Here is a 26,608-nt window from a genome sequence, read left to right on the forward strand (position 1 = left end):
GTTTCGCCGCCTGTTCAATTTCCAGATTGGCCAGCGCAGGTAATTGGCCCTCAAGGTTATAATTTTGACAACAATCGATTTGACAGCGGCGACTACGGCCCCTTGGGTGAAAGCCCGGTCAGGCTCGCATCATACGAAAGCTCATTCGATTTCGATAATTTTGTCCAGCAGCAGAGCGAAGGGTTAGGGAATTATTCGGATCCGTATTCAAACATCGGCAATGACTCTGATTACTCGGGTTCGCAATCTGGTCAAAATGATCGTATGTCAATTGTCGTTTCTCACCCTGATCAGGGGGAAGAGGCAGGTGGTGAGACCTCCGGTAATGGCTTCGATGCCTGGTCCAATGGACAGATGGACAAGGCACTTGGGGGGTCATTCGAAGACCCCTTGGCCGGTACCTGGTTGGAAAATAGATCAAGCAGCAGCGGAGATCAAAATCAGGCAGCTCCCGGATCTTCAAGCAGTCTAGATGGCTACACCCAATATGCATCTTTGGGCCGATACGACGTTCAACCGATCGATGCGGGTCCGCTTAATGAAACCGTCTCCGCTTCGAACGAAAACCCGAGCGGCGCGTCCTATGCGGATCTCGGCTCATACGGCGAGAACGCCGGCATCCTTCAGATGTACGGCGCCGGATATCAGTCGAACGGCAGCGATCCGTTCGCGGGCTCGTCGAGCCCATCGGCGTCCGGCGGTCAGCTTGGCGATTACGGCAATGCGTCGTCGGTCGGCGACACCTATGTGAGCGCGGAAGCGCGAACCGGCGCGACCGATCCCACGAGTTTCATGCTCACGCAGGGCGAGAGCCCGGACATCTACGCCTCGTCGGGGGCTACCAACGCCTTCACCAACACCGACATCCAGAACCCGGAGACCATTATCGGCACCGTGGATCCCGGCCTGAATGCGGTAACCGTGAACGGATTGAACGGCTTCGGCGATCTTCCGAGCTCACAGGGCGTGGACGCTGCGCTTGTCGCCGGCCTCGACGACCGAAGCGTCATCGCCACGGAAACGGGCGGCTACGTCACCTACATCAACTATAGCGACCAGCCAGGCGAAACGAGCAACCAGCTCGCCGCCGACGATTACGGCGATGGTTACGGCGATTACGGTGATTACTACGGCAGCGATGGCGGTTATGGCTCCGGTGGCTACGGCTCCGGTGGTTATGGTTCCGGTGGCTACGGATCTGGTGGCTACGGCTCGGGCGGCTACGGTTCCGGCGGCTGGGGCTCAGGCGGCTGGGGCTCAGGCGGCTGGGGCTCGGGAGGGTGGTCCCCCGTCGTTCTCGATCTTTCCGGCAAAGGCATTAACATAACGCCTCTGTCCTCGTCGAATACCTTCTTCGACATGACGGGGGACGGGCGCGAGCACCGCACGGCCTGGGCGGGGGCAGGCAACGGCGTGCTCGTGTACGATCCGAACAATTCCGGCCAGATCACCCAGCAGAATCAGGTCGAGTTCACGCTGTGGGACCCGACGGCGTCGAGCGACATGCAGGCGCTGAAGGACGTGTTCGACACGAACCATGATGGCCTGCTCGACGCAGGCGACGCGCAGTTCGCGAACTTCAAAATCATGGTCACGAATGCCGATGGCACGACGACTCTTGAAACGCTTGCGCAGGCCGGCGTCGCGTCCATCAATCTGACGCCGGACGCTAGGAAGATCGTGCTCCCGGATGGCTCCAGCATCGACGGCCAGACGACATTCACGCGCACCGACGGGACCACGGGGACGGCGGCGACGGCGACTTTCGTGAGCGAAACTGCGGGCTATGGCCTCAAGACGGTCACCACGCATAACGGGGACGGCTCCACCACCATCGACAACAAGCTTCTCGCGGCAGACGGCAGCGTCGCGAGCGAAACGATCCAGTTGACGAGCGCTGACGGGAAGAGCCGCACGCTGTCCTTCGACGACGACGGCGATGGCGTCATCGACCGCACCCAGTCGGATGCCACGATCTCGAACGCAAACGGCTCGACCACCGAGACGCTATCCGACAAGACGGCGGCTGGCGTCCTGGTAGACCAGACGGTCACGAACACCAGCGCGGACGGAAAGACGATCGCCATCACGCGCGATGTCAACGGCGACGGGCTGACAGAGCAGTCCGAAACCCGCGTCAAGAATGCCGATGGCAGTTCCTCGGTAACGGTCTCGAACCTTAATCCAGATGGATCGGTCAAAAACAAGACAACGAGTTCCCTCAGCGCCGATGGGCTGACGCGGACCGTCACGTCCGATCTCGAGGGCAATGGTACGACGGACCTGACCGAGACCGATGCCACGACGGTCAACGGCGACGGAAGCCGGACCGAGACCGTCACCGATACAAGTAATAACGGCACGGTCGAGGCCAAAACCGTTACGGCGACGAGCGCCGACGGCACGACCAAGACAACTCGGACTGACTATAATGGCGACGGCGTTTTCGACCTCACGACGGCGCTGGTCATCGCCATCGCCGCAGACCACAGCTCGACCTCGACGAGGACCGACACGAATCCCGACGGGTCGCTGCGCGACAAGTCGGTCGTCTCGCTCAGCGCCGATGGGTTGACGCGCATCACGCAAAGCGATCTTAACGGCGACGGCGTTTTCGATGTGACGGATTCGGATGCGACCGTCGTCAATGGCGACGGCAGCCTCACCGAGACCATAAGTGACACGAATGCCAACGGCTCTTTACGTGGCAAGACAGTCATCACAAAGGGTACCGACGGCGTCACGCGGACGACACAAATCGACGCCAATGGCGATGGCGTATGGGACAGGGTGGAGACAGTAGCGGTCAGCGGGTCGGGGACGACGGACACGCTTTCGCTCTATAATCCGGATGGGTCCATCAAGGCGAAATTGACGACCACAACGAGCGTGAACGGTCTCACCGTCACCACGCAAAGCGACCTGAACGGCGATGGAACCGTCGACCGAACGCAAACGACATCGACCGTAAAGAACACCGACGGAAGCTCGACGTTCACCGCGACGGATACCTCGTCGAACGGCACGCTCCTCGACAAGACGATCGTCACCACTTCGGCGAATGGCTTGTCGGTCACGACGCAGAAGGACGTGAACGGTGACGGCGTCGTCGATCGCACGTTCACGGATGTGACGGTCATCAATTCGGACAACAGTCGCACAGAGACAGTCGCCGCGAAGAGCAACAATGGCACGCTTCTTTCGCAGACGGTTGCGGCCGTCAGCGCCGACCGCAAGACGACGACGATCACTCAGGATTTGAATGGCGACGGCAAAACCGACCGCACGGAAAGTGTCGTCACCGGTGCCAACGGCAGCGTCGCCGATACGGTCTCTACTTTCGCGCCAAGCGGCGCGCTCATCACCAAGAGCGTCGTCACGACCAGCGCCAACGGGCTTTCCGTCACAAGTCAACTCGACCGGAACGGCGACGGCGCCTACGACCTGACGACGACAGACGTTACGGTCCTGAATACCGATGGAAGCCACACCGAGACGATAAAGGACGCGGTTGCGAACGGCACGCTGCGCGATCAAGCGGTCATCACGGTGAGTGCGACCGGGCTCTTAACCACGAAGCAGCTCGACATCAATGGCGATGGCGTCTTCGACCTTACGACGGCCAGCGTGACGGTGCTAAACGCCGATGGCAGTATCACAACCACGGTGAGGGATACGACCGCGAACGGAACGCTCCGCGATCAGACGGTGACGACGGTCAACGCCTCGGGGCTTTCGACGACCGTCCAGTCGGATCTCGACGGCGACGGGGTGAACGACCGGACCATCACCGACACCATCGCACTCAACGCGGATGGCAGCCGCACCGAAACGGCGACGAGCACGGCTTCCAACGGCGCCTTGCTCGCGAAATCAGTCACGACGACGAGCGCCGACGGCTGGACTGTGACAAGTGCTCGGGACCTCAACGGGGACGGGAAGACCGATCAGACGGAAACCGTCACGCGAGCCGCGAACGGAACGGTGACAGACAAGGTCGTCGACCTCAATCCGGACGGCTCGATTCAGGACAGCGTGACCTCGACGACGAGCGCCAGCGGAACACTTTCAACGGTTGCCCTGGATTTGGACGGCGATGGTACAACTGACCGGACGAAAACCTCGACGCTCGCCTATAACGCCGACGGCAGCACGACGCTGACACAGGCCGATACCTCGGCTAACGGAAAACTCATCGACAAGACGACAACGACGAAGAGCGCAAGCGGGCTTTCGACGACGGCTCTGGAGGATCTGAACGGCGACGGCGTCAATGATGTGACGGTTTCTGATGTCACAACGCTTAACACCGAGGGCAGCACAACAGAGACTATCTCACGGACGAGCAACACCGGTAAATTGCTCAGCAAGACGGTGGAGACGGTCACTGCCGATCAGAAGACCATCACATACACCCGGGATCTGAATGGCGACGGCGCCAACGATCAGACCGAGACGATCGCCCTCCAGACGGATGGCAGCACAGTCGACACCGTCGCCAACTACGCGCCGGGCGGAGCGCTCATCAACAAGACCATCTCCACGACGAGCGCCAATGGCCTGTCGGTCACCTCGCAAATCGACGTGAATGGCGATGGCACATACGATCTGACGCGAACGGATGTGACGGTTCTCAATGGGGACGGCAGCCGCACCGAAACCGTCATCGACAAGAATGCGAATGCGTCGGTACGCGATCAGGAAGTCGCGACGACGAGCGCCAACGGGCTCGCCTCGACCGTCAAGACCGACCTAAACGGCGACGGCGTTTTCGATCTGACGACGACCAGTACGACGGTGCTGAACGCCGATGGCAGCCAAACGACCACGGTCAAGGATACGAATGCGAACGCGTCGCTTCGCGATCAAAGCGTCACGACGGTGAGCGCGAGCGGTCTCTCGAAGACGACCCAGGTCGACCTCGACGGCAACGGCACTTTCGACCAGACCGTTACCGACGCGATAAGCCTCAACGCGGATGGCGGCACAAGGGAAACGGTCACAGCGCAGAACGCCAATGGCAGCCTCAGGTCGCAATCGATCACCACAACGAGCGCCGACGGCGCGACCGTCATAATCACCCGCGACCTGAATGGCGACGGCAAGCTCGACCAGACGGAAACCATAACCAAGGCGTCGAGTGGAGCCGTGACCGATCAGGTCACAAACCTAAATCCCGATGGCTCGGTAAAGAACGGCACCACGACCACCACAAGTGCGAATGGACTTGTTGCGACGCAGGCAAGGGACCTGAACGGCGATGGCGTCGCGGACAAGACGACGTCCACGTCGACGGTCCTGAATGCCGACGGCAGCGTGACGAAAACGGTCGCGGCCTATAGCGGCACGTCTCTCGTCAGCCAAACCGCGACGACCACGAGCGCCGATGGGCGATCGGTTACGACGGCCTACGACCTTGATGGGAACGGCACGGTGGATCTCACGACCACGGATGTGATCGTGCTCAACACCGACGGGTCGACGACCGAAACCTTGACCGACACAAGCGCCAATGGCACGCGGCGGGATCAAAGCACCACGACGACGAGCTCCGACAGGAAGACCATCAGCGTGGCTACGAGCGTCGCCGATAACGGCCCCATCCAGATGCAGAAGACCGTTGCCGTGCAAACCGATGGCAGCGTGAAGACGACAGTCACCTATCCCAACGAAGCAGATCACGACTGGGGATCGGAATCGGACACGAGGACCACGAGCGCAACGGGGCTGTCGAGCTCCATCGTCATCAAGGACCGGTATGGCGACTACCTCAATGTTACCGACGCTGTCACATTGAACAGCGACGGCAGCCGGACAGAGACGTTCACGGACAAGGATGGCTGGGGATACAACTCCGCCATCACGACGAGCGCCAACGGCCTCAGCACGACGGTCTCGATGACTTCAGGCGCTTATACAGGCGCCACGGCTCCCGATCCCAAGCTCACGCTCACCGGAAGCGATGTGACCGTGCTGAACGCGGATGGATCGCGGACGGAAACGATCACCGACACGATTACGCAGACGACCTCGAATTCGACTTCGGTGAAGGACAAGGCGGTCATCACGACGAGCGCGAACGGCCTTTCGAAAACGACCCAGCTCGACGTCAACAACGACGGGAAGTTCGACCGGACCGACACGATCTCGACCGCTGTCGACGGAAGCAAGACCGAGACGATTGTCATCAACAATCCCGGTTCGTCTGCTCTTCTGCAGAAGGATGTCATCACAACGAGCGCCGACGGGCTGACGCAGTCGCTTCAGCGCGACAGCAACGGCGACGGGGTGTTCGATCATTTCGAGAGCACCGCCACCAACAACGATGGCAGCGTCACCGGAACCGTTTGGGACACGAATGCCAGCGGTACGCTTCTCGACAAATTCGTGACGACGACTTCCGGAAACGGCCTATCTAAAACGACGACGTCGGACGTGAACGGCGATGGAGCCGCCGATTTCACGCAGAAAGCGGCGACGACGCTCAACGCCGACGGCAGCCGGACGGCGGTGGTGACCGACACTTACGCCAACGGCGCCGTGAAGGACCGCACCGTGGTCACGACGAGTGCGAACGGCCTTTCGAAGACGACCCGGATCGACATGAACGGAGACGGCGTCGTCGACGAAACACAGACTGATGTCACGGTTGTTGGCGCCGATGGGATGACCACCCGCACGATTACGAATTCCTATGCGAGCGGGACGCTGAAGGATCAGACCACGGTCTATAACGACACGGCTCGTTATAATTCGGGGATCGTCACCGATTTCGATACCAATGGGGACGGCATCATCGACAAGGAGGCAGGTGTCTGGGTCGATCAGGATGGGTACAAGACCGAATCCACGACCTACTATAATACCAACGGCAGCACGAAGGCTGGAAGCGGGACAACAACAAGTCCGGATGGCGCAATCGTCAATATCTGGTTGTCACAAAACTCCTACGACCCAGAGGATATGATCTACTACATGCCGAACGCCAACGGCAGCTATGAATGGTACAATTACACGAGTTCCGTCTCGCAGACGGCGACGCACACGATCGATCTCAACGGCATCGACAATTGGGTGTGGGTGGATTTGCCGGCATCGGCCACCACCCCCGTCTACCACACCACGGTCATCGACCTCGCCACGGAGCAGAAGGATATCGACATCGCCCAGAGGCTTTACGACACGGCGCTCGACCGGACGATGCAGACAGCCGAAGTCCAGCTTCTCGCAGAATACATCACCAACGGGGTGCTCGATACGACGACACTCGCCAACAAGATCACGGCGTCGTCGGAGTTCACCACGAAATACGGCACGCTGACGAACCTTGAATTCGTCGAGCGCATCTACGAAAATGCCCTCAATCGTGCGCCGACGCTTGCCGAACTCAACACTTGGGTCGGCCAGTTGAATGCGAACACCGCCACCCGAGCAGCCGTTTTGATTGCGGTGTCGCAAGGCGAAGAACATGTGCTCGTCGGGAATGTCCATCAGGTGACGAACAACACCGACATCGGTGCAACCGGTGCCTATGCGCTCGATCATACGGCCGACAGCCAGACGGCCAGCGACATGGTGCGGCGTCTCTACGATACGACGCTGGCTCGCTCGGCGGACGCCTCGGGGCTGTCGACATACTCCACCGCCATTCTTAACGGGTCGAAGACGGAAGTTCAGGTCGCGAATGCGCTCATTACATCGAGCGAATTCACATCGAAATACGGCTCTCTCTCGAACAGCGCCTTCGTCACCCAGATGTTTCAGAACGCCGTTGGGCGCGCGCCGACATCGGCCGAATCGACCTTCTGGACCAATGCTCTCAACGCCGGGTCGGTGTCTCGCGCCGATTTCGTTGTCGGCATCGCCGAAAGCAGCGATCATCTGGCGATCATGGGAACCGGTTATTCGACCGGCGGCGCTGGTAACGACATCATCTACGCGCCGGACCGTGTCGACACGATTGACGGCGGCGCGGGCATCAATACGCTCGACTTCAGTCTGCTTTCGCAGCCCGGCGTCAGCGTCGACCTCTCGACGGGTTTGGCGACGCTTGCGAACGGCAATGTCGATCACATCGCCAACATCCAGAACGCGGTTGGTGGCATCGGCAACGACAACATCGCCGGCAATTCCGCGAACAACGTGCTGACGGGAGGCGGCGGAACGAACAGCTTCATCTTCCACGGCGCGTTCGGCAACGATACCGTCACCGACTTCAAGGCAACGGGCGCGAACCACGACGTCCTTCAATTTGATGTCGGAGCGTTCGCGACGCCGTCCGCGGCGCTCGCAGCATCCCAGCAGGTGGGCGCGAATGTCGTCATTGCGAACGGCGCCAACAGCGTCACCCTGAACAATGTGGCCCTGTCGAGCTTGTCTGCGGCGGATTTCAGAGTGCAGTAGCCGGCCAAGAGGACAGCGCCCTTTGGCGCTGTCTTCCTTCCTTTTCGAAAAACGTCGTTTCAAAGCGCCTTGCATCGCCGGGGCACGTAAAGTTTTTGGAGTTCGCTCTTGGCGCACCCTTCCGCTCCCGTGATGGAAGAGAGGCAGCCCGCACGCGATGCCGACGGCATGTCGGCACTCGACGGCGGGCTTGTTTCGCTGGCTCTCGTCGCCGCTCATTACCGCATCGCTTGCGATCCCGCGCAAATTGCCCATGAATTGGGGCTCGGTCATCGAGCAGCTACGCCCGAGGATATCGTTCGCGGCGCCCGTCGGCTGGGCCTGAAGGCGCGAGAATTGAGCGATCAGCCTTTGCAAAGGCTGTTATCGGCCCCGCTCCCTGCCATTCTTCGCATGCGTGACGGGAGTTTTGTCATTCTGACCCACCGTCTCGAAGACGGGCGGCTCAGGATCGTTTCGCCGATGGAACGGTCGCAGTCACTCGAAAGGCCGGAGGCTCTTTCCGACGCATGGGCGGGAGAAATCGTGCTCGTCACACGCCGTCTTGGCGGTGCCGGTGTCGATCAGGTCCGGTTCGACTTCGCCTGGTTTCTCCCGTCCTTGTGGCGCTACAGAAAGCCCTTCGGCCACCTTCTGTTCGCGTCGCTCTTCATTCAGCTGTTCGCGCTCGTCACGCCGCTTTTTTTCCAGGTCGTCGTTGACAAGGTGCTCGTCCATAAGGGCGGCTCAACGCTTGTCGTCATCGTCGTCGGTCTTCTCCTGATCGGGCTGTTCGATGTGACGCTCCAGTATCTTCGCTCGTACACGCTCAACCACACGACAAGCCGCATCGACGTCGAACTCGGCAGCCGCCTGTTCGACCATCTCTTGCGGCTGCCCTTGTCCTATTTCGAGATGCGAGCCACGGGACAGACCGTGGCCCGCATCCGCGAACTCGAAACGGTGCGCGCCTTTCTCACCGGCCAGGGGCTTTCAGCGGTTATCGATCTCGTCTTCGCGATCATCGCTATCGGCGTCCTGTTCCTGTATTCCACGACGCTGACGCTCATCGTGCTGATTTCGATCCCTTGCTATATCTTGATCGCAGCGCTGATCCGACCCGCGCTTCGGACACGCATCAATGAACGCTTCAACCGAAGCGCCTTGAGCCAGCAGTTTCTCGTGGAATCGGTGGTCGGCGTCCAGACTCTCAAGGCTGCCGCGGTCGAACCGATGTTGAAGAACCAGTGGGAGGAGAAACTTGCTTCCTACGTGAAGACCTCGTTCCACGCTGTGATGCTGGCGACGCTCGGTCAGAACGCCATCCAGTATGTGAGCAAGGCGACGACGGCGCTCGTGCTCTATTTCGGGGCTTTGGCTGTGATCGACGGGGAGCTTTCGGTCGGAGCCCTCATCGCGTTCAACATGATCATGGGGCAGGCCACGGCGCCGATCCTGAGGCTTTCCCAGCTTTGGCAGGATTTTCAGCAGGTCCAGATCTCCGTCGACCGCCTCGGCGATATTTTAAATGCGCCGCCGGAAACCCGCCAACTCGGCACCGCCGCCCTGCCACCGGCGAAAGGACGCATCAAGATCGTCAATCTCGACTTCCGCTACCGGATCGACGAGCCGGAGATTTTGAAAGGCATTTCTCTCGACATTCCCGAAGGCCAAGTGATCGGCATCGTCGGGCCGTCGGGCTCCGGCAAATCGACGCTGACCAAACTCATTCAGCGGCTCTATCGCCCCGAACGCGGCCAAATCCTTCTCGACGGCATCGATATTTCTCAGGTCGACACGGCTTGGCTTCGGCGGCAGATCGGCGTCGTTCTGCAAGAGAATATGCTCTTCAATCGCACCATTCATGACAACATCGCCCTTGCCGACCCTGCCATGCCGCGAGCGGTCGTGCTCGCCGCCGCGCGTCTTGCCGGCGCCGACGAATTCATCTCCCGCATGCCGCTTGGCTACGACACGATGATCGAGGAACGAGGCGCGAACCTTTCGGGCGGGCAGCGCCAGCGCATCGCGATCGCACGCGCGCTCGCCACGCGGCCTCGCATCCTTATCTTCGACGAGGCGACGAGCGCGCTCGATTATGAAAGCGAGCGCATCATCCAGACCAACATGCGCAGCATATGCAAGGGCCGGACGGTGATTATCATCGCTCACCGTCTGGCGGCCGTGCGCAATTGCGACCGCATCATTTCAATCAAGGACGGGCGCATCGTCGAAGACGGTTCCCACAATACGCTCCTGTCGAACCCCGAGGGCCTCTATGCGAGGCTTTGGCGCATGCAGTCCGAAAACGTAGGGTAGACCGATGTTGCGAAGAATGCATGTCATGCCGCTTGCGCTCTCGTCGGTGGCTTTCTCACCACTATCGGCTCTCGCAGCGCCATCCGGAGCCGCGCTAACGAGAGAAACGCTGATAAGCCTTGGGGTGACGGCTCTTGTCCTTGGTCTGGTCGCCGTCGCAATCTGGCGCATCAGGGCGAGAGGGACATCCAGAACTGCGCCCGTGCCCGCGGTGCGTATGGACGACGTTGACCGCGAATTCCTGCCCGCGGCGCTCGAACTTTACGAGACGCCCCCCTCTCCCATCAGCATCATCGCGATCTGGATCATTTGCCTCATTTTTGGAAGCGCGCTTGCCTGGTCCTATTTCGGCTGGCTCGAAATCTATGCGGTCGCGCAGGGGCGCATTCAGCCGAGCGGGCGCTCCAAAGTCGTGCAGCCGCTAGACCCCGGCAAGGTCGTCGCCATTGCCGTCGAGAACGGCAGCAAGGTTTCGGCGGGCGACCTTCTCATAGAACTCGATCCCCGCGAAACAAGGGCAGATCGCGAAGAACAGGAACGGGACCTGGAATCGGCCATGGCCGAGACGGCGAGGCGCACTGTTGCGATAGCCGCCGCGCGATCAGGCGACAATGATATTCCGCCCGTTGCTTATCCCCAAGGAACCACGGAAGACATCCGAACGCGCGAAAACGGCGTCCTTGCTGCGGATCTGGCACAGCTTTCCGCAAATCGCGCGAGCATCCTTGCCCAACGCGCCGAGAAGCTCGCGACCCGCGAGCGCCTGAAGGCAAGCCTCACCGCCCGCGCAAGACTCATCGCGGTCGACAAGGAGCATGTCGACATGCGCGAAACCCTGAACCAGACGAAAGCCGCGTCGCGCGCCCAGGTTATCGAAACGCTCCAGCAGTATGAGGCGCAGGTCACCACGCAGGCCGGCGAAGATGGCCAGTTTGCCGAGAACGAAGCGGCGCTCGTCACGCTTGAGAAGAAGCTCGAAGAAACCACAACTCAATTCGTCGCCGATCAGACGCAAAAACGCGCCGAGGCGGAGCGCAAAGCCGACCATCTCCAAGGTGAGCTCATCAAGGCCGCCACCAAGAACGAGCGGACGCGCCTCACCGCGCCGATCGCAGGAACGGTACAGCAACTGGCTGTCACCACCGTCGGCCAAGTGGTGAGCCCCGGCCAGTCGCTGATGACGATCGTGCCTTTCGAATCGCCGATCGAGATCGAGGCGCTGATTCAGAACCAGGACATTGGCTTTGTGGAACCGGGACAGCCCGCGGTCATCAAGATCGAATCGTTCCCCTTCACGCGCTACGGCACGGTCGACGGCACCGTAATCAAGGTCAGCCGCGATGCCGTCGATGAGCGTGAGGCGAGCGCGCTTGCCGATCCGAAATCGACGAGCAAGCCTCAGTCCTCGACCGCCTCGAACGATCTGTCGAAAAACCAGAACCTCGTGTTTCCGGCAACGGTTGCTCTTGCGAAGAAGACCATCAATGTCGATGGCAAGGAAATCCCGCTCTCGCCCGGCATGGCGGTCACCGTCGAAGTGCTGACCGGGCAGCGCCGCGCCCTCGATTACGTGCTCTCGCCGCTTCGCGAGGTGACCTCGACTTCAGCGCATGAGCGGTGAGACGCAGAGCGGAATGCCGAGGCTTCCTTGCTTTGAATTCACCCCTCGATGAATATAGTTAACTAACTCATCAAAGGAACCAATAGGGATAGAGCGGCTCATGGCGATATTGCAGGAAATCTTGGGTTGGGCGCAGGGACTTCCGGCGTGGCAGAGTGATGCGGTTTCTCGCTTGCTGGCGAAACAAGCGCTGACGCTGCAGGATCATGAGGATTTATATGCCTTGCTCAAGATGGCCCACGGAATTCCAGACCCCAAGAATCGCCAGCCCCGACCGCTAACTGCCAATCAAATTCCAGCACAGGTCAAGGCGACTACGCATATCGAGCTTCGCGCCATAAAGAATCTGCGCAACGTCAATGCAATTGCCGAAAACCAGCAACTGGCGGTCGGTACGGTGGGGATGACTGTCATCTACGGTGACAACGGCTCTGGCAAATCGGGGTACTCGCGGGTTCTCAAGCGTGCCTGTCGGGCGCGCGATCAATCAGAACCCATTTACCCCAATGCGAATTTGCCGGGAGCCGAGGCCGGCAATGCTCAAGCGTCCTTTGAGATAGCGATTGACGGCGCAGCCCAAGAGGTGGTGTGGCAGCAAGGGAAAGAGGCGCCTCCAGAGCTTTCGTCCTTCGCCATCTTCGATGCGCATTGCGCGCGCGCCTACCTGGACACCGAGGATGACTTCTCCTACGTGCCGTATGGTCTAGACGTATTCGAGGCACTCGCTAAGGTTTGCCAACGGCTAAAAACGGACATTGAAACCGAGCAAAAGCAGTCGGCGGTGGATCGCTCTGCATTTGCGCACTTGCAGGGGGATACCGCCGTTGGCAAGCTGATCACGGCGCTCTCTGCGAAAACCAGCACTGCACAGATTGAAACACTCGCCGCGCTCAAGCCAGAAGAACTTGAACAGCGGGAAACACTGGAGAAGAGCCTCAAAGAGAACAACCCGAAGGAAAAGGCAAATCTCTTGCGCTTGCGCGCGCGCCGTGTCACGGCAATCGCCAAAAATTCTGTCGACAAAGAGCTCGTGGTTGGCCCGGAGGCCATCGCCAAGTTAAAGTTGCTGGCCGATGGTTTTCGGGCCGCGCAGGCTGCTGCAGCCCTCGCGGCGAAGAATTTCAAAGAAGGGGAAAACCTGCTGCCAGAGACTGGCGGAGAAGCGTGGCGGGAACTGTTCGACGCAGCCCGGAAGTTCGCGCTAGAAGCTTATCCAGGCAAACAGTTCCCGGATTTAGGAGCAGACACCGCATGCCCGCTCTGTCAGCAGCCGCTGGCTGCAGGCGCGGGACGGTTGCAGCGATTCGAAGCGTTCATACAAGCGGAAGCGGAAAAGACGGCCCAAGCGAGGCGCCAGGCCCTCGCTGCCGAGTACCGTCCATTTGCTGGCTCGGTCATGGCGTTGAACCTCGATGAGGCGACGCAGGCAGAGATAGAAGAAATCGACCCATCTCTGGCGGCCGACGCCAAGACTTTCGAGGCCGCACTAACCGTTCGGCATGAAGCAATCAAGGCTGCGATCGTATCCAATGACTGGACTGGATTGGATCAGGCGCTGGTCAGCCCGGCCAAACGGTTGCAGGCGCTCGCTGACAACCTAAGCGCCGAAGCGGAGGCTCTGGAGAAAGCCTCGAATGCAGAGGCTCGCGCTGCGTTGCAGAAGCAACTTGGCGAATTGGATGCCCGCGTAAGACTTAGCCAAGTCAAGGACGCTGTGGTTGCGGCGGTAGCGAAGCTGGAACACCAAGGGAAGCTAAAGAACTGCCTGGCCGCCGTGAGGACAAACGCCATATCCCTCAAGGCGTCGGAATTGGCGGAAAAAGTCGTCTCCAAGGAGCTGGCTGATGCGCTAAACCGGGAATTCAGGGCCCTTGGAGTAGGAAGCCTGAGCGTTTCCCTGCAAAGCCGTGCCGACAAAGGAAAAGCGCTGCACAAGCTGAAGCTACAGCTACCGCAACTCCGTAGCCCCGGCGAAATTTTGAGCGAAGGTGAGCAACGCGCCATTGCGATCAGTTCGTTCCTCGCTGAAGTGGGATTGAGCGGTGGCAAAGGAGGGATTGTCTTTGACGATCCGGTGTCATCTCTCGATCACCGTCGCCGCGAACGCGTGGCCAAGCGTCTTGCCTCTGAGGCTGTGCAGCGGCAGGTCATCATCTTCACCCACGACATCTATTTCCTCTGCTTGTTAGCCGAGGAGGCGAAGCAAGTGGGCGCCGCGGTAGTCACGCAAAGCCTGACACGGCGCGCCGAAGGCTTCGGCATAGCGGACCCGGAATTGCCATTCGAGGGAAAGAACGCCAGCAAGCGGATCGGTGCGCTGAAAGCGCAGCAACAGACCATTGCCAAATTGCACAAAGAAGGCAACGAGCAGGAGCATCACAGGCAGACGGTTGATGCCTACTTCCGCCTACGTATGGCATGGGAACGAGCTGTGGAAGAAGTCCTCCTGCGCGAAGTTATTCTCCGCTTCCGCAAGGGCGTGGAGACACAGCGGCTCATCGGTGTGAGTGTGGACAATGACGACTACGCAGAGGTCAATGCCGGGATGAGCAAGTGCTCCAACTACGCCCATGACAAAGCGATGATGGGTGGCGTTGCTGTCCCTGAACCGGACGAATTGCTCACAGACATCTGTGCACTGGAAAACTGGCGTGCGCGGGTTCAAAAACGATCAGAAGAGACAGCCAAGAAACGCAAGGCCGGGCTTGCCGCAGGATCGGGCGTGCAAGGTGCACCAGCCGGATCCAACGAAACGAGTGCATTAGCCAGATAAGTCATCGCGCTGCTCTGTAAGTGCTCTCGCCTCGTCGCCTGCTGCGATCGGTCCGCCAAGACCGCACAAGGAGTCAAGTTGGTCACGTTTCTTGGTTTGTTGTCGCATGATTGCGATGCAGGTCCGAAATCACCGCAAACAACCTGTTGATCGGTTCAGCAAGCCGTTTCGGCAATACGCGGTGCTGGGCATAAGTTTTCAGGTCGACGCTCCAGCAACGCGCAACCCACACGTCTTCTTCCGGGTGGTAGTTGTCCAAGGCGTTGCAATACTTATATCCAACGAGCGTGTCTGTGTGCGAAAGCAATATGCGCGCCATCGTCATGTGGAAGCGATGGGCCTGGAGGTCCGCCGGGCCTTTGGGACGCGGTAGCGTCAGCCGTAGGCATCGCTGGCCGTTGAACTCCCTCCAGTCGGGGCCAACGACCTGTCCCGCACGTTCCAGCACCTTGCGCGATTGTTCGCTCCTGCCGTTGACCAGGGCAACGGCGACGGTACCCTTTCTGTACTCCAGCTTTTCGGACAAGAGGGTCATCCAGAGCACTAGCTTGTTCAGTGTCTTATCGTCGGCAAACAAAAGAAACTGATGCCGCTGCTCATCGTCAAGAAATGCCGGCAATTGCGCATAGAGGGGGTACAGCAGACTATGAAGATAAATGTAGGTCTGCCGGCGCCCTTGCTCGTGGCTCCGCGTGGTTGCGGTCAAAACCAACTTTGCCCACTCCGGTGTGAGTTCGGCCAGCGTCATCTCGGTGATGTCGATCGAAATGAGCGGAAATCCGAGCGACTTTCCAATCAGCGCCTTGCGTCCGTCGAAGGCGTGGCCGAGTTCGATTTCAACACCGCCCAGCACCATCGGCTCGGCTTGGACTGGCGGCCCAAGCACGGCAACGTCGAGCCGGAATTTGCAGCCAAAAGGCGTCTCAAGCGGATGCTCGGTTGACACCTGGTCGGCGCCAAGCAACAAGTTGCCTTCCAGCGCGTAGTCCGACGCATCCATATCCTTGAACGCCCACGGCATCGCAAGCCCGGCATTCAAGCGTCGGGAGATTTCGGCCGCGACAAGTTCTTTCGCGCGCCGGTGTTCGGGGCTTTCTTGCACGGTGCGCCACCGGCTGGCTTCTTCATCATCAAAGAGCGCTTTAGGATTCAAGGTGTGCTGGGCAGGAAGCAGTCGGAAATGGGATCGCCGACGCAATTTCCCGCTCTCGAAGGTGGGGCTGACCCATGTAACCATTTGCCGGGATGGGCCGGGCGACACCAAGGGCCACAGCTTGCGCGCATGTTCCCGGCTGCGAACATCGCGCGCGGCGATTGTAGTTCGAAAGACCCCTTTTCGAGAGAAGACTATGATCGCCTCGTCCATTCTTGCCCCGCTTTTGCGGCAATATTGCAACATCTTCAATGATGCCACAACCTTGCGGTGAAGCAGTGGCACCAACGTGTCTTCTTCCGATGGGCTGATACATCTTGGGTGCAGCGCAATGGATTGCGCACTGCACCGAGCAGACCAGCAACAGACCGGCAAAGCTTATCACCTCTTCAAGGTATAACGCTTGATTTCAAAAGCACCAAAAATTTTGTACAGTTAGGTAGGCAAATATCGTCTAACTTGCGCATGTCGCTTTGCTGATCGCTCCCCGCTTCGGCCGACAACCATCATACCGGACGAGAAGAAGTCGTGGAAACCCGCCGCGCCTGTGCGTGGATTACGGTAGAAATAATTGAGAGCACCTCGTTAAGTGCGCTTACGACTTTCATCGAATAAATGATGATCGCTCGGGCTATTCAACCGACCTCCGAGAACTACTAAAGCCAGTTCTCGGCTCTGACGCCGGGCATCCTGGCAAACTCGCGCATGTTATTCGTCACAACGATCAATCCTTCGCTGCGGGCGTGACCGCCGATCTGCATATCGTGGGGGCCGCAAGGCGTTCCCGCTCGCTCCAGTTCAGCCCGGACCTGCCCATAATGAGCGGCGCCCTTGTTGCCGAACGGCAGCACCTCCAGCCGCGCCACGAAATGTTCGATCGCGGTCAGGTTCTCGACACGGCGGGCTGACTTCTGCGCCCCATAATGCAATTCGCCAAGGGTGATGCTCGATATGCAAAGCTGTTCGGCCAGCGCATTGAATTTGTCCCGCACAGCAGGCGGGTAAATCTTCATCACGTAGATGCAGATATTGGTATCGAGCATGTAGGCAAGCATCAGAATGCCTCGCGCTCTTCCGCGGTCGGCTGCTCGCGCTCGACCATGAAATCCTCGCTGACACGCGGGCCGCTCTGGAATAGATCGTCCCATCTCTTGCCTTGTGGCACGATCACGCGGCTGCGGCCGATCTTGAGAATATCGACATGATGCACGTCCTCGGGAAAGGCGACGGCCTTGGGAAGGCGAACAGCCTGGCTGCGGTTGCTGGTAAAGACGGTCGAACTTGTCATGGCTTATCCCGTGCGTGATATGCAATTGGGATATACATAGCGCGAGGCTACGAAAATGACAAGGCGAGGCCACCATCATGATCGCCCCCTTCCTCGTTCCCTGTCGGCCACGTGTTCGAGCGTGTGCAAAGTAGTTCTGCGCGCAACGTTCGCGAACACCTCTGCGTCCTGCAGGGTGACGGTCTTAACGATATAGCAATCGCCCTGTTCGAGCACGACCACCGGGCGACCGTCCCTCAGCGTTCTCCGGCCGCGATAGACGAAGGGACCGCGATCTGTCGGCGAAAAAAGCCGATGCGGCGGAAAGCCCGGGTTGCGCGCGGCCCGCTCGTTGCGCCGCACGACGTAGTCGTTAAGAATGTCCTCTCGCTCAGCAAGCGCCGCCTGCCTCTGCGCCTCCAGACTCCTGTCTTCGAGCGTAATTTGAAGGCCGGAAACTGCCGCCGCCTTGACGACCGCCGCCTTGAATTCCGCAGATCCATCGATCCTGAGCGGTTGGCCTCCGAACCGCGTCGCCCCAAGATCGATGGCGAGATAGGCCGCCTGAAGCGAAACCTCGGGCACATAAATCCTGTCGGCACTGTCGATCGCCTTGCCGCCGTCGCGCAGGTAGTAGATCGATGACCCGTTCTTCAGCACATAGGGCTTCAGGTGGCTGTAGACGATCCGCCGCGCATCCGCGCCGCTCGGGGCCGAGATGAATGCGGCATTCAGCGCGTCCTGCTCCCTGTTGCGGCGCTGAAGAAGCGCGAGCGCCTGCCCGTCGCCCTGCTGCGCAACGTGCGCCAGATACTGGTCGAAGCTCCAGCGCGGCCAGGCGCGGCTGACGGCATCCTGCTTGTCGGACATCTGGTGCGCGATCTCTCTCGCCCGTCGCGTCATCTCCTCGCGAAGTCTTTTTTGATGGTCGAGCCGACCTTTCGGCGGTTTCTTGTTGGCGCTCCTTGATCGCAAGCGCTTGTAGGTGTCGATCACCGGCTGAAAGGCGCCGTTGGCTTCCTTTCTGATGCGCTGGAGTTCCTTCTCGCGCGCCCTGCGCTTCCTGATGCGGTCGAGGTGGTATTGCGTCCAGAGGCGGTCGTAGACCGGATCGCGCCTGGAGGTTGAACGCGTGAAGGTCTGAGCCACGGTCTGCCCGTCGCCCTGAAATGGCCCGAAGCGTTTCACGAACTGGCCGATGCCGAAGGCGCGGTCGACGGTGCTGGCGCGGACGCGGCGACCGTTTTCATCTTCGATGCATAAGCCCGCGCCGCGCTGCCTGAGGGCGAGCTTTCTCGCCTCGAAGCGACGATGCACCTCCAGCCAGTCCGCCGCGCCCTCGAGCATCGCGATCCCGACGCCCGATTTCTGAAGGTCCGCCCGGAAGGCGCGCGTAACCTCGATCGGCTGCGGATCGGTCGATCTGCCATGGTTCGTGCGAAGGAGACCGAACTCTTTTTCCAGCCGTTCGCACTCCGTCATGAGCTTTCGCTGATCGAAATAGGGCTCGTGCATCCGAAACGTCGTCGGGTGGATCTTGTTGATGGCGGTGTGCATGTGGAGGTGGTCGGTATCGATGTGGACCGCCGACATGCGTTGATGCGCTTCGAGCCCGATGGCGGAAACGAGCCGCTGCTCGACCTTTTCCAGCACCTCATCGCTGGGCCGCTCATTGTCGGCGAAGCTGACGACGAGGTGATAGGTCTTGTCGGCGCTGGCGCGCGTGTTCCGCTTTTGCGTCGCGATAATGTCGGACAGCGCCCAGTCGGGTTCGTCGGTGCCGCAATTTGTGATCCTGATGCCGCCGACGCGGCCGCCGGCGCCTGCCTTGTCGAGGATGTAATCGGACAATCGCTCGATCACCTCTTTCCGGCGCGCGCCCTTCGGACCGAGGATGTAGGTCGCAAGGCCCGTATAGCTCGACGCAACGCCGCGCTTCACGCGCTTGGCGATCATCCTTCGCGCTCCGACAGGATGCTCGCATTCACGGCGGCCTCGAGTTCGAGCGCCGCCCGCAGTTCGGCCTCGGACATCATCTCCAGCTTTGCTGCCTCGAGGATGATCGCCCGCCGCATGGTCCCGATGATCTGTGCCGCTTCATCCGGCACGCTCAGAAGCCGCGCTCTTCCCCAGGCGGAGAGGCTCAATCCCTCGGCATCGGCCCGCTCCTTCAGGGCGTTCATTTCCGACTTCGTCAGCCGGATCTTGAGCATAGACGCCCGGTTCTCATGACCCATCGCTTGCCTCGCAGTTTGTCAAAGGAGATGCAGTCTTCGATGATCGGCCGCACTGTCGCGCGGTCGCCAGAAAGCTCATTTGCGGTGGGACATTCGTGAAAAGAGCCATGAGATTACATAGGCCCTGATTGTCCCACTTTTTCTACTAAGTGATTGTTTTATAGCGCTTGTTCGACTCCCCTAGGGGGCGCCATTCCCGAACAAAAGAGAGAACTGCGGGCGGAGTCTTGCCGGGCTCGGCCGATGCGGCTCTGGCGAGGATCGCCCTTGAGCCGGCGATGCGGATTTCCTTATCCTTTACAGGCACTTCGCGCATGAGAAGCCGGGCGTAGGCCTGGCGGAACTCTGGCGACCCGCTGCGCGCCGCCAGTTCATCGACCATGTAGGCAATAACAAGCGGACGCCCAGGGAATTCGAGATACCGAGCTTGTTCCTGGCCTTTCCATTTTGATGTCGATCTCCGACGGCAAAAGCGGGAAGCTCTCGCGGCGAGGTCCGATTCTGTATCACATATGCAACAGTGTGAATGGTCAGGCGACCTGCCTTGAACCCTCGGGAGCGTAAGGCGGCCGTGGACGACCCCAAATTCGGAATCTCCCAGCGTGCCCCGCGCCGGAAAGTTTGTCTCTTCCAACCCCCCGAAAACGTTTATCAACTCCTTTTCTGCGCAAACGAGCGGATTTCACCCTGGGGCGGCGTATGAGCCTTCCCACGCTTCAAATAGCATCTGCAAATATGCTGGCCAAGCTTTGATATTTGACTAAATCAATGGATATTTGAGTATTTGCGCGAGGGTGCTTTCCAGACGTGGTCCGGTGTAGCCCCTCGGGGCACACTAAATTGGGCAGGGCTGGGGCATGACAAACGAGAGCAAAATCTCGTGGGGATTCGTATTCCCAAAATTTGGGCAAGGGCAGAGTGGCCGCGCAATCGGCGTGGCAATCGCGGGCGTTGTCGCATTCGGTTCTTCGTTCGCGTACGCGGCCAACGAGGCGACGGCAAACGCTCAGGAGGCGCAGCCATCCGCGGCGACGCCAGCCTCGGGCAATGCGGCTGCCTCAGGGCAGGCGGCTGCCACCATCGCGGATGTCGTCGTGACTGCGACGCTCACCGAGGAATCGCTTCAGAAGGTTCCGGTCGCGGTTACGGTGGTGGACGGGAAACAGGCCGAGAAAGAAAACCTCAATAACATCAACGATATTTCGACAATCGTTCCGAGCCTGAACTTCCGCGATGGCGCCTCGAACAAGGATCAGGGGCTTTTCATTCGCGGCGTTGGTACGGTGACGACTTCGCCGGGCGCGGAACCCTCGGTTTCCACAGTGGTGGATGGCGTCGTTCTCGCCCGACCAGGGCAGGCCACTCTCAACCTCCTCGACGTCGACCGCATCGAGGTGCTGCGCGGCCCGCAAGGCACACTCTTCGGCAAGAATTCCTCCGCAGGCGTGGTCAGCGTCACCACCGCGCAGCCGACAGCGGATCTGCACGGATATGTGGACCTATCCTATTACGACAAGAACGAAACCCGTCTGAAGACCGCCGTCTCTGGCGCGATCGTTCCCGGCACTGTCAACGGCCTCTTCGGCGTGATCCTCAGCAACTACGACGGCAATGTCACCAATGTCTTCAATGGCGATACGGTGAACGGCTCATCGCATGAGGGCTTCCGCACGAAACTCGAAATCACGCCCTCAAGCGATTTCAAGGCTCTGGTCGCGGTCGATTATCTGCATTCGCGAGAGACCAACCCCACGGGCGTCGTTACAAGTTCGACCGTCTCCTATCCGGGCGGGGTAAAGACCTCTTATCCGGCCTTCGGAGGCATCATCGCACCGGTCGTGCCGTCGAGCGATAACCGCTCCGTCAACATAAATACTCCCACCCATGCTGACGACGACAACGGCGGCGCGTCGCTCCAACTCGACTGGAACGGTCTTGATCACACAGTTACATCGATCACGGCGTATCGCTTCTGGAACAACTATCAGTATCAGGATCAAGACAGGACTTCAGTCCTGACAGCCGCTACGCCGCAACAATCCGACGTTGGTAAAGTCAACTTCGATCAGTTCTCACAGGAACTACGAATTGCATCCCAGAAGGGACAATTCATCGAGTATGTGGGCGGCCTCTATTATCTACACGCGAAAGATAGCGAAACCTACAGGCGCACGACGACCCAGGTCGGCCCGGTAGTAAACAGCGGCTTCGCCTCATATGGCATCGAAAGCGATAACATCGCGGCGTTCAACGAGAACACCGTCAACCTGACCTCGTCGCTGCGCGCCATCGCAGGCTGGCGCCTCATCGGCGATAATCTCAGCTATCACCACACACGCACGAGCACGAATGCCGCCGCCGTTCCCGGAATAGCCGTTTCCTCGCCTTATACGTCCGATGAGGTGTTCAAATGGGGCTATGCGGACCGAGCGGGGCTCGAATATGACGTGACGCCCTGGGCGACGACGTACGCCACGTATTCTCACGGCTACAAGGGGCCGGCCTATAACGTGTTCTTCAACATGGTGCCGGCCACGCAGGGCAAGGTGCTCGATCCGGAGACGTCGGAGTCCTTCGAAATCGGCGTGAAGACCAAGCTGTTCGACGACCGTCTCGTTCTGAACGCCGCTGCATTCCATACCGATTTCGAAAACTTCCAGGCCAACTTTCCGAACCTGATCGGCGGCACGGTCGTGACGAACCTCGTCAACGCGGGCACGGTAACGAGCCAGGGTGTCGAAGTCGACTTCACCGCGAAACCGACGGAGCGCGTCACGCTGAGCGGCGGCGTTGCCTATACGGACGCGCGCATCACGAGCACGGATATCGTCGGCAGAAACTGGCCGATCGAGGGACAGGTTGTGCCGTTCACACCGAAATGGAAGGCGAACGTCAGGGCGGATTACGTGCTGCCGTTGAACGATAAGTACGACATCGATTTCGGCGCGCGCGTGCGCTGGCAGAGCGATGTTCAGTACGACCTCGCACAGTCCCCCGACACGATCCAGAAGGCTTTCGGGATCGTCGACGCAGATATCACGCTCACCAACAAGGATGACGGCTGGAAAGTCGCTGTCATCGGCAAGAACCTCTTCGACAAGTCCTATGCCTCGTACCTGCAAAGCTCGGCAGCCACGGCTGCCCCGGGCACGGCGGGCTATATCTATCGGTGGGTTCCGCGTGACGACAGCCGATATTTCGGCATCAACATCCGGAAAGAATTCTGATCCCCGCTGCGCGCCGGCTCTTTTCGAAGGGTCGGCGCGCTGAGCCTCCGAGGCGTCCACCGTGTTTTTCTCCAGGCAAAATCTGTTGCTTCTGCTCGTCATCACGGGCGGCGTCCTCAATTATGTCGACCGCCAGATGATCGCCATTCTGAAGCCGCTGCTCGAAAAGGAGCTTGGCTGGAACGACGCGGACTACGGCAATCTGTCCGCCATGTTCCAGTTTGGCGCGGTGGCTGCATTTCCCTTTGTCGGTTGGCTGGTGGATCGCCTTGGCCCCAAAGCCGCGAATCCTGTTGCCGTCGGGGCCTGGAGCCTCGCGGCCGCAGCACACGCGTTGGCGTGGTCCATGCCACAATTCATGGCAGCCCGCTTCGCGCTCGGGAGCACCGAAGCGATGGGCACCCCGACCGCCATCAAGACGCTCACCTTCCTATTTGAAGCGCGCACGCGATCCGTCGCGCTGGGGGTCATGAACGCCGCCAGTTGTCTCGGAGCTATCGTAACGCCTCTGTTCATCCCGTTTTTCGGGCTGGCGCTCGGCTGGCGCGCCTGCTTTCTCCTTGCAGGCGCGCTGGGGTTAGCCTGGTGCGTTGTTTGGTTTTTCGTCGCGAACCGCGTGAGTTGGCGCGCGCCTGAAGCAGTATCGGAGCCGGCACGGGGGCAAATCTCGTGGCGCGAGATCCTTGTCGACAGAACGACCTGGGCCATCGCTGGGGCCAAAGTGCTGTCAGATCAGGCATGGTGGCTGCTTCTGTTCTGGGGCCCGGACTTGCTGCACCGGACCACGGGGCTTGGAATCGCGGAACTCGCCATCCCGCTCGCCGTCGTGTACATCGCCGCGGCGGTGGGCTCTCTCACGGGCGGCGCACTCCCCGCCATCATCGCAGGAAAGGGAGGTCTCCTCTCGGCCCGCAACCGGCTTCTGACGATCTCTGCTCTGGCGGCGGCCACAATGCCGCTCGCGCTTGTCTTCGATAGCGTTTGGGGAATGGTGCTCGTTCTCGGTCTCGTGCTCGCCGCGCATCAATGTTTCTCGGTCAACCTCTTTGCGACCATCACGGAGGCCGTTTCTCCTGATCGCATAGGACGGGTGACTGCCGTGGCCGCCCTTTGCGGCAATCTCGGCGGCATGCTGCTTCTCTGGCAGACGGGACGCATCCTCTCCGGCGGCGCGGGATATCTGCCGGTGCTGCTGTTTTCCGGCGCTGCCTATCTGCTGGCGCCTCTATGGCTTCGCGCCTTGCTCCGAGCGAGGCCGTCGCGAGCCCAAGAGCCTCTGATCGGCGCAGCCTGATCCGGTCATCTCGGCGCGGCTTAGTTTTCGACCGGATGGAACGGATCGAGCAGGCGCTCGACATCGGCCACAAGCGCTTCCGTCGCACGGTGAACCGCCTCGCGAAACGCCACGACCGCTTGCGGCGACGGCCCGAGATGATCGGGTTCGATCAGCGCGTAACGCAGGCTCACTGTGGGCCGGAAGCGGCGTACCTGAAGCCCGAGTCTGGCAAAGAGCGGTGCCGTGAACGGTTCGGCGATGGTCACGCCGAGCCCCGACGCGACCAGGCAATATGCCGGAAACGACATCTGCGTTTCGACGCGGCGCTCAACTGAAACGCCGTCTGCCCGGAAAGTTTCATCGATCGCGTCCCAGAGCGCGTCCGTTTCGTGCATCGGGCCGATGAGGCTTTCGCCCTCAAGGTCGGTTGACTGGATGATTTCGCGTTCACCAAGCCGGTGGCCGGCGGGGAGCACGCAAAGATATTCCGCATGGACGAGCGACGAGAGCCCGACGCCTTCTTTCGGCGATGTCCAAACCCCGAGGCCGAGATCGGCCTGTCCGAGAAACACGCGGTCTTCAATGCCGCGCTGATCGCGGCATTCGATGGTGATCTTGATGTCGGGAAAAGTTTCCTGAAAATCGATGATCGCGCGCGGGATTACGGAGCCAGCAAGCGCGGGCAATGCAGCGATGCGCAGCGTTCCGACGGGATGAGCGCGAATGCGGCGTGCTGCCTGCTCCAGCAGGTCGAGCCCGGTGAAACTCCGCCGCACGGCTTCAAAGAACATCTGTGCCCTTGGGGTGGGCGTGAGCCGACGGCCTTTCCGCGAGAACAATTCGAAACCGAGGTCTCTTTCGAGGTCCGCGATGAGGCGGCTCACCGATGGCTGGCTTATGTTGAGCATCGAGGCGGCTGTGGTGACACCGCCGGTCAACATCACGCTTCGGAAGGCTTCGATCTGGCGCATCTGCATTCGGTCATAGTATGAGCGAATATATCCCCAAAGCAATTCAATTTGACTAATTCAGTAGGCATTAGAATTATGGGGCGACGAGGCGGTGGCAACCGAAGCGGCAGTCGGCCTGAAGACGGGGTATCAATGCTTAATCCTACCCGAAACAGATATCGCAACGAGCCAGCCTTCGACGAGGTGGTCGCGGCGCATCCGGATTTTCCTCGGCTGATCGCCTTGAAGATCGATGTCCAGCGGCGCGGCGTGCTCTACACCGAGTCCGCTTTCCGGGCAGTCGATCCCGAAAGACATCAACTGTACACGTGGGGCGGCGTCCACTATCCGCATTCGCTCCTGTTGCGGGACGGAACGACGGTTCTCGCGAACCCTCAGCCAGAAGAGCGCGATCCATATCGGGTCGAGTACACCGAGGGGCGTTTCGTCCTCGTGGATGAAGGCGAAATCATCGAAGAAGTGGAGATCTGGCCGAGGCCCAGATACTACGACAAGAAAACGAGTTCCGGCCTTCTCATGAAGGAGGTCGTTTCGGCGCGCCCCCAGCGTCTCGACATCTTTGCGAGCGCCTTCTGCCACTTTGCCCATGCCGAAGATAACGGCTGCAAGTTCTGTCCGCTTCCTGCTCACCATCGTCAATTGCGCGAGACCTACGACCTGCCGACCCGGCTGAGGGCTCATGACGTCAAGGAATGCATCGCGGAGGCGCTGAAGGAGCCCGGCCGGTTCACCAACATCCATATAACCGGCGGTTCGGTGGTGAAGGGGAAAGAAATACTCGACGCAGAGCTTAGTTACTACATCGACTTGCTGAAGCACATCGGAGAGCTTTTCTCGACGCCGAGGTTTCCAAGCCAGCTCCTCGCAACCGCCTACAATGAGAAGCAACTTGCCCGGCTTCGTGAGGAAACTGGGCTTGGAAGCTTCACGGCCGACATCGAGGTGCTGAACGAAGAAAAGTTCAACTGGATCTGCCCCGGCAAGGCGCACTGGATCGGATATCGGGAATGGAAGCGGCGCCTCGTCGACGCGGTTGGCGTTTTCGGTCGCGGAAATGTCGGAACCGGCATCGTCGGGGGCGTTGAAACCGCTCCGCCCCATGGCTTCACTTCGGAGAGCGACGCGCTCGAAGCGACGCTGTCGGAAGCGGAGGATCTCGCCGAGAAGGGCGTCACGACCGTTCACACCGTCTGGGTGCCGCAGAAAGGCTCGGAATTCCACGAGTTGAAAGCGCCCTCGCTCGACTATTTCATCCGCCTTGCAAAGGGACTGCAAGGCCTTCGCGTGAAGCACGGGCTTTCCGTTGATTTCGACGACTATCGCCGCTGCGGCAATCACCCCGACAGCGATCTGGCCCGGCTCCAGTAGTGCAGGTGAAGTCA

14 protein-coding genes are annotated in these 26,608 nt (G+C 59.9%); 7 read left to right on the forward strand and 7 right to left on the reverse strand.

The genetic code is table 11. The annotated features are described in order from the left end of the window. Window positions 1-495 precede the first annotated feature (495 nt). From EK416_RS08825 to EK416_RS08840, 4 genes are all read left to right on the forward strand, one after another. Window positions 496-8,403, forward strand: a complete 7,908-nt coding sequence (locus EK416_RS08825; protein WP_245434000.1) for a DUF4214 domain-containing protein — start codon at window positions 496-498, stop codon at window positions 8,401-8,403. 132 nt (window positions 8,404-8,535) lie between these two features. Further along, window positions 8,536-10,701, forward strand: coding sequence for a type I secretion system permease/ATPase (locus tag EK416_RS08830; protein ID WP_127077242.1), 2,166 nt, complete (start codon window positions 8,536-8,538; stop codon window positions 10,699-10,701). Window positions 10,702-10,918: 217 nt separating this feature from the next. Further along, on the forward strand, window positions 10,919-12,322 hold the full coding sequence (locus tag EK416_RS08835; RefSeq protein ID WP_164729934.1) for an HlyD family type I secretion periplasmic adaptor subunit: 1,404 nt from the start codon (window positions 10,919-10,921) through the stop codon (window positions 12,320-12,322). A 100-nt stretch (window positions 12,323-12,422) separates the two neighbouring features. After that, the gene (locus EK416_RS08840) at window positions 12,423-15,095 is read left to right on the forward strand and encodes an AAA family ATPase (RefSeq protein WP_127077130.1); all 2,673 of its coding nucleotides are present in this window, start codon (window positions 12,423-12,425) and stop codon (window positions 15,093-15,095) included. Window positions 15,096-15,177: 82 nt separating this feature from the next. On the opposite strand, the gene EK416_RS08845 is transcribed toward EK416_RS08840, so the two are convergent. The 6 genes from EK416_RS08845 to EK416_RS08870 all read right to left on the reverse strand — a co-directional run bounded on the left by EK416_RS08845 (window position 15,178) and on the right by EK416_RS08870 (window position 20,134). Beyond that, window positions 15,178-16,461 (reverse strand): hypothetical protein, encoded by a 1,284-nt coding sequence (locus tag EK416_RS08845; RefSeq protein WP_127077131.1) that lies wholly within the window; start codon window positions 16,459-16,461, stop codon window positions 15,178-15,180. Window positions 16,462-16,904: 443 nt separating this feature from the next. Continuing rightward, window positions 16,905-17,303, reverse strand: coding sequence for a type II toxin-antitoxin system tRNA(fMet)-specific endonuclease VapC (gene vapC, locus EK416_RS08850; RefSeq protein WP_127077132.1), 399 nt, complete (start codon window positions 17,301-17,303; stop codon window positions 16,905-16,907). After that, the gene (gene vapB / locus EK416_RS08855) at window positions 17,303-17,536 is read right to left on the reverse strand and encodes a type II toxin-antitoxin system VapB family antitoxin (RefSeq protein WP_127077133.1); all 234 of its coding nucleotides are present in this window, start codon (window positions 17,534-17,536) and stop codon (window positions 17,303-17,305) included. Before vapB ends, vapC begins: the two co-directional genes overlap by 1 nt. A gap of 75 nt (window positions 17,537-17,611) precedes the next feature. Then, window positions 17,612-19,471, reverse strand: coding sequence for a TraI/MobA(P) family conjugative relaxase (gene traI / locus EK416_RS08860; protein WP_127077134.1), 1,860 nt, complete (start codon window positions 19,469-19,471; stop codon window positions 17,612-17,614). Then, on the reverse strand, window positions 19,468-19,752 hold the full coding sequence (locus EK416_RS08865; protein WP_127077135.1) for a plasmid mobilization protein: 285 nt from the start codon (window positions 19,750-19,752) through the stop codon (window positions 19,468-19,470). The genes traI and EK416_RS08865 overlap by 4 nt, the downstream gene beginning before the upstream one ends. Window positions 19,753-19,897: 145 nt before the next feature. Beyond that, complete coding sequence (locus EK416_RS08870; protein ID WP_127077136.1) at window positions 19,898-20,134, reverse strand: hypothetical protein; 237 nt, start codon at window positions 20,132-20,134, stop codon at window positions 19,898-19,900. 475 nt (window positions 20,135-20,609) lie between these two features. On the opposite strand from EK416_RS08870, the gene EK416_RS08875 reads away from it, so the two are divergent. Together EK416_RS08875 and EK416_RS08880 are read left to right on the forward strand one after the other, a co-directional pair. Continuing rightward, window positions 20,610-22,979, forward strand: coding sequence for a TonB-dependent receptor (locus EK416_RS08875; RefSeq protein WP_127077137.1), 2,370 nt, complete (start codon window positions 20,610-20,612; stop codon window positions 22,977-22,979). A 61-nt stretch (window positions 22,980-23,040) separates the two neighbouring features. Further along, a complete protein-coding gene (locus EK416_RS08880; RefSeq protein WP_127077138.1) occupies window positions 23,041-24,273 on the forward strand; it encodes an MFS transporter in 1,233 nt (410 codons plus the stop codon). 20 nt (window positions 24,274-24,293) lie between these two features. On the opposite strand, the gene EK416_RS08885 is transcribed toward EK416_RS08880, so the two are convergent. Beyond that, window positions 24,294-25,226, reverse strand: a complete 933-nt coding sequence (locus tag EK416_RS08885) for a LysR substrate-binding domain-containing protein (RefSeq protein WP_164729935.1) — start codon at window positions 25,224-25,226, stop codon at window positions 24,294-24,296. A 132-nt stretch (window positions 25,227-25,358) separates the two neighbouring features. On the opposite strand from EK416_RS08885, the gene EK416_RS08890 reads away from it, so the two are divergent. Beyond that, window positions 25,359-26,594 (forward strand): radical SAM protein, encoded by a 1,236-nt coding sequence (locus tag EK416_RS08890; protein WP_127077140.1) that lies wholly within the window; start codon window positions 25,359-25,361, stop codon window positions 26,592-26,594. The last annotated feature ends 14 nt before the right edge of the window (window positions 26,595-26,608 follow it).

Source organism: Rhodomicrobium lacus (genome assembly GCF_003992725.1).
In the GTDB taxonomy this organism is placed as follows: Bacteria; Pseudomonadota; Alphaproteobacteria; order Rhizobiales; family Rhodomicrobiaceae; genus Rhodomicrobium; species Rhodomicrobium lacus.

What these genes read in the sequence shown, in the direction of transcription:
- EK416_RS08840 (WP_127077130.1), top strand. Translation starts at nt 12,423, where the DNA reads ATGGCGATATTGCAGGAAATCTTGGGTTGGGCGCAGGGACTTCCGGCG.
- EK416_RS08875 (WP_127077137.1), top strand. Translation starts at nt 20,610, where the DNA reads ATGACAAACGAGAGCAAAATCTCGTGGGGATTCGTATTCCCAAAATTT.
- EK416_RS08830 (WP_127077242.1), top strand. Translation starts at nt 8,536, where the DNA reads ATGGAAGAGAGGCAGCCCGCACGCGATGCCGACGGCATGTCGGCACTC.
- vapB (WP_127077133.1), bottom strand. Translation starts at nt 17,536, where the DNA reads ATGACAAGTTCGACCGTCTTTACCAGCAACCGCAGCCAGGCTGTTCGC.
- traI (WP_127077134.1), bottom strand. Translation starts at nt 19,471, where the DNA reads ATGATCGCCAAGCGCGTGAAGCGCGGCGTTGCGTCGAGCTATACGGGC.
- EK416_RS08835 (WP_164729934.1), top strand. Translation starts at nt 10,919, where the DNA reads ATGGACGACGTTGACCGCGAATTCCTGCCCGCGGCGCTCGAACTTTAC.
- EK416_RS08890 (WP_127077140.1), top strand. Translation starts at nt 25,359, where the DNA reads ATGCTTAATCCTACCCGAAACAGATATCGCAACGAGCCAGCCTTCGAC.
- EK416_RS08870 (WP_127077136.1), bottom strand. Translation starts at nt 20,134, where the DNA reads ATGGTCGATGAACTGGCGGCGCGCAGCGGGTCGCCAGAGTTCCGCCAG.
- EK416_RS08885 (WP_164729935.1), bottom strand. Translation starts at nt 25,226, where the DNA reads ATGCGCCAGATCGAAGCCTTCCGAAGCGTGATGTTGACCGGCGGTGTC.
- vapC (WP_127077132.1), bottom strand. Translation starts at nt 17,303, where the DNA reads ATGCTTGCCTACATGCTCGATACCAATATCTGCATCTACGTGATGAAG.
- EK416_RS08845 (WP_127077131.1), bottom strand. Translation starts at nt 16,461, where the DNA reads ATGGACGAGGCGATCATAGTCTTCTCTCGAAAAGGGGTCTTTCGAACT.
- EK416_RS08865 (WP_127077135.1), bottom strand. Translation starts at nt 19,752, where the DNA reads ATGGGTCATGAGAACCGGGCGTCTATGCTCAAGATCCGGCTGACGAAG.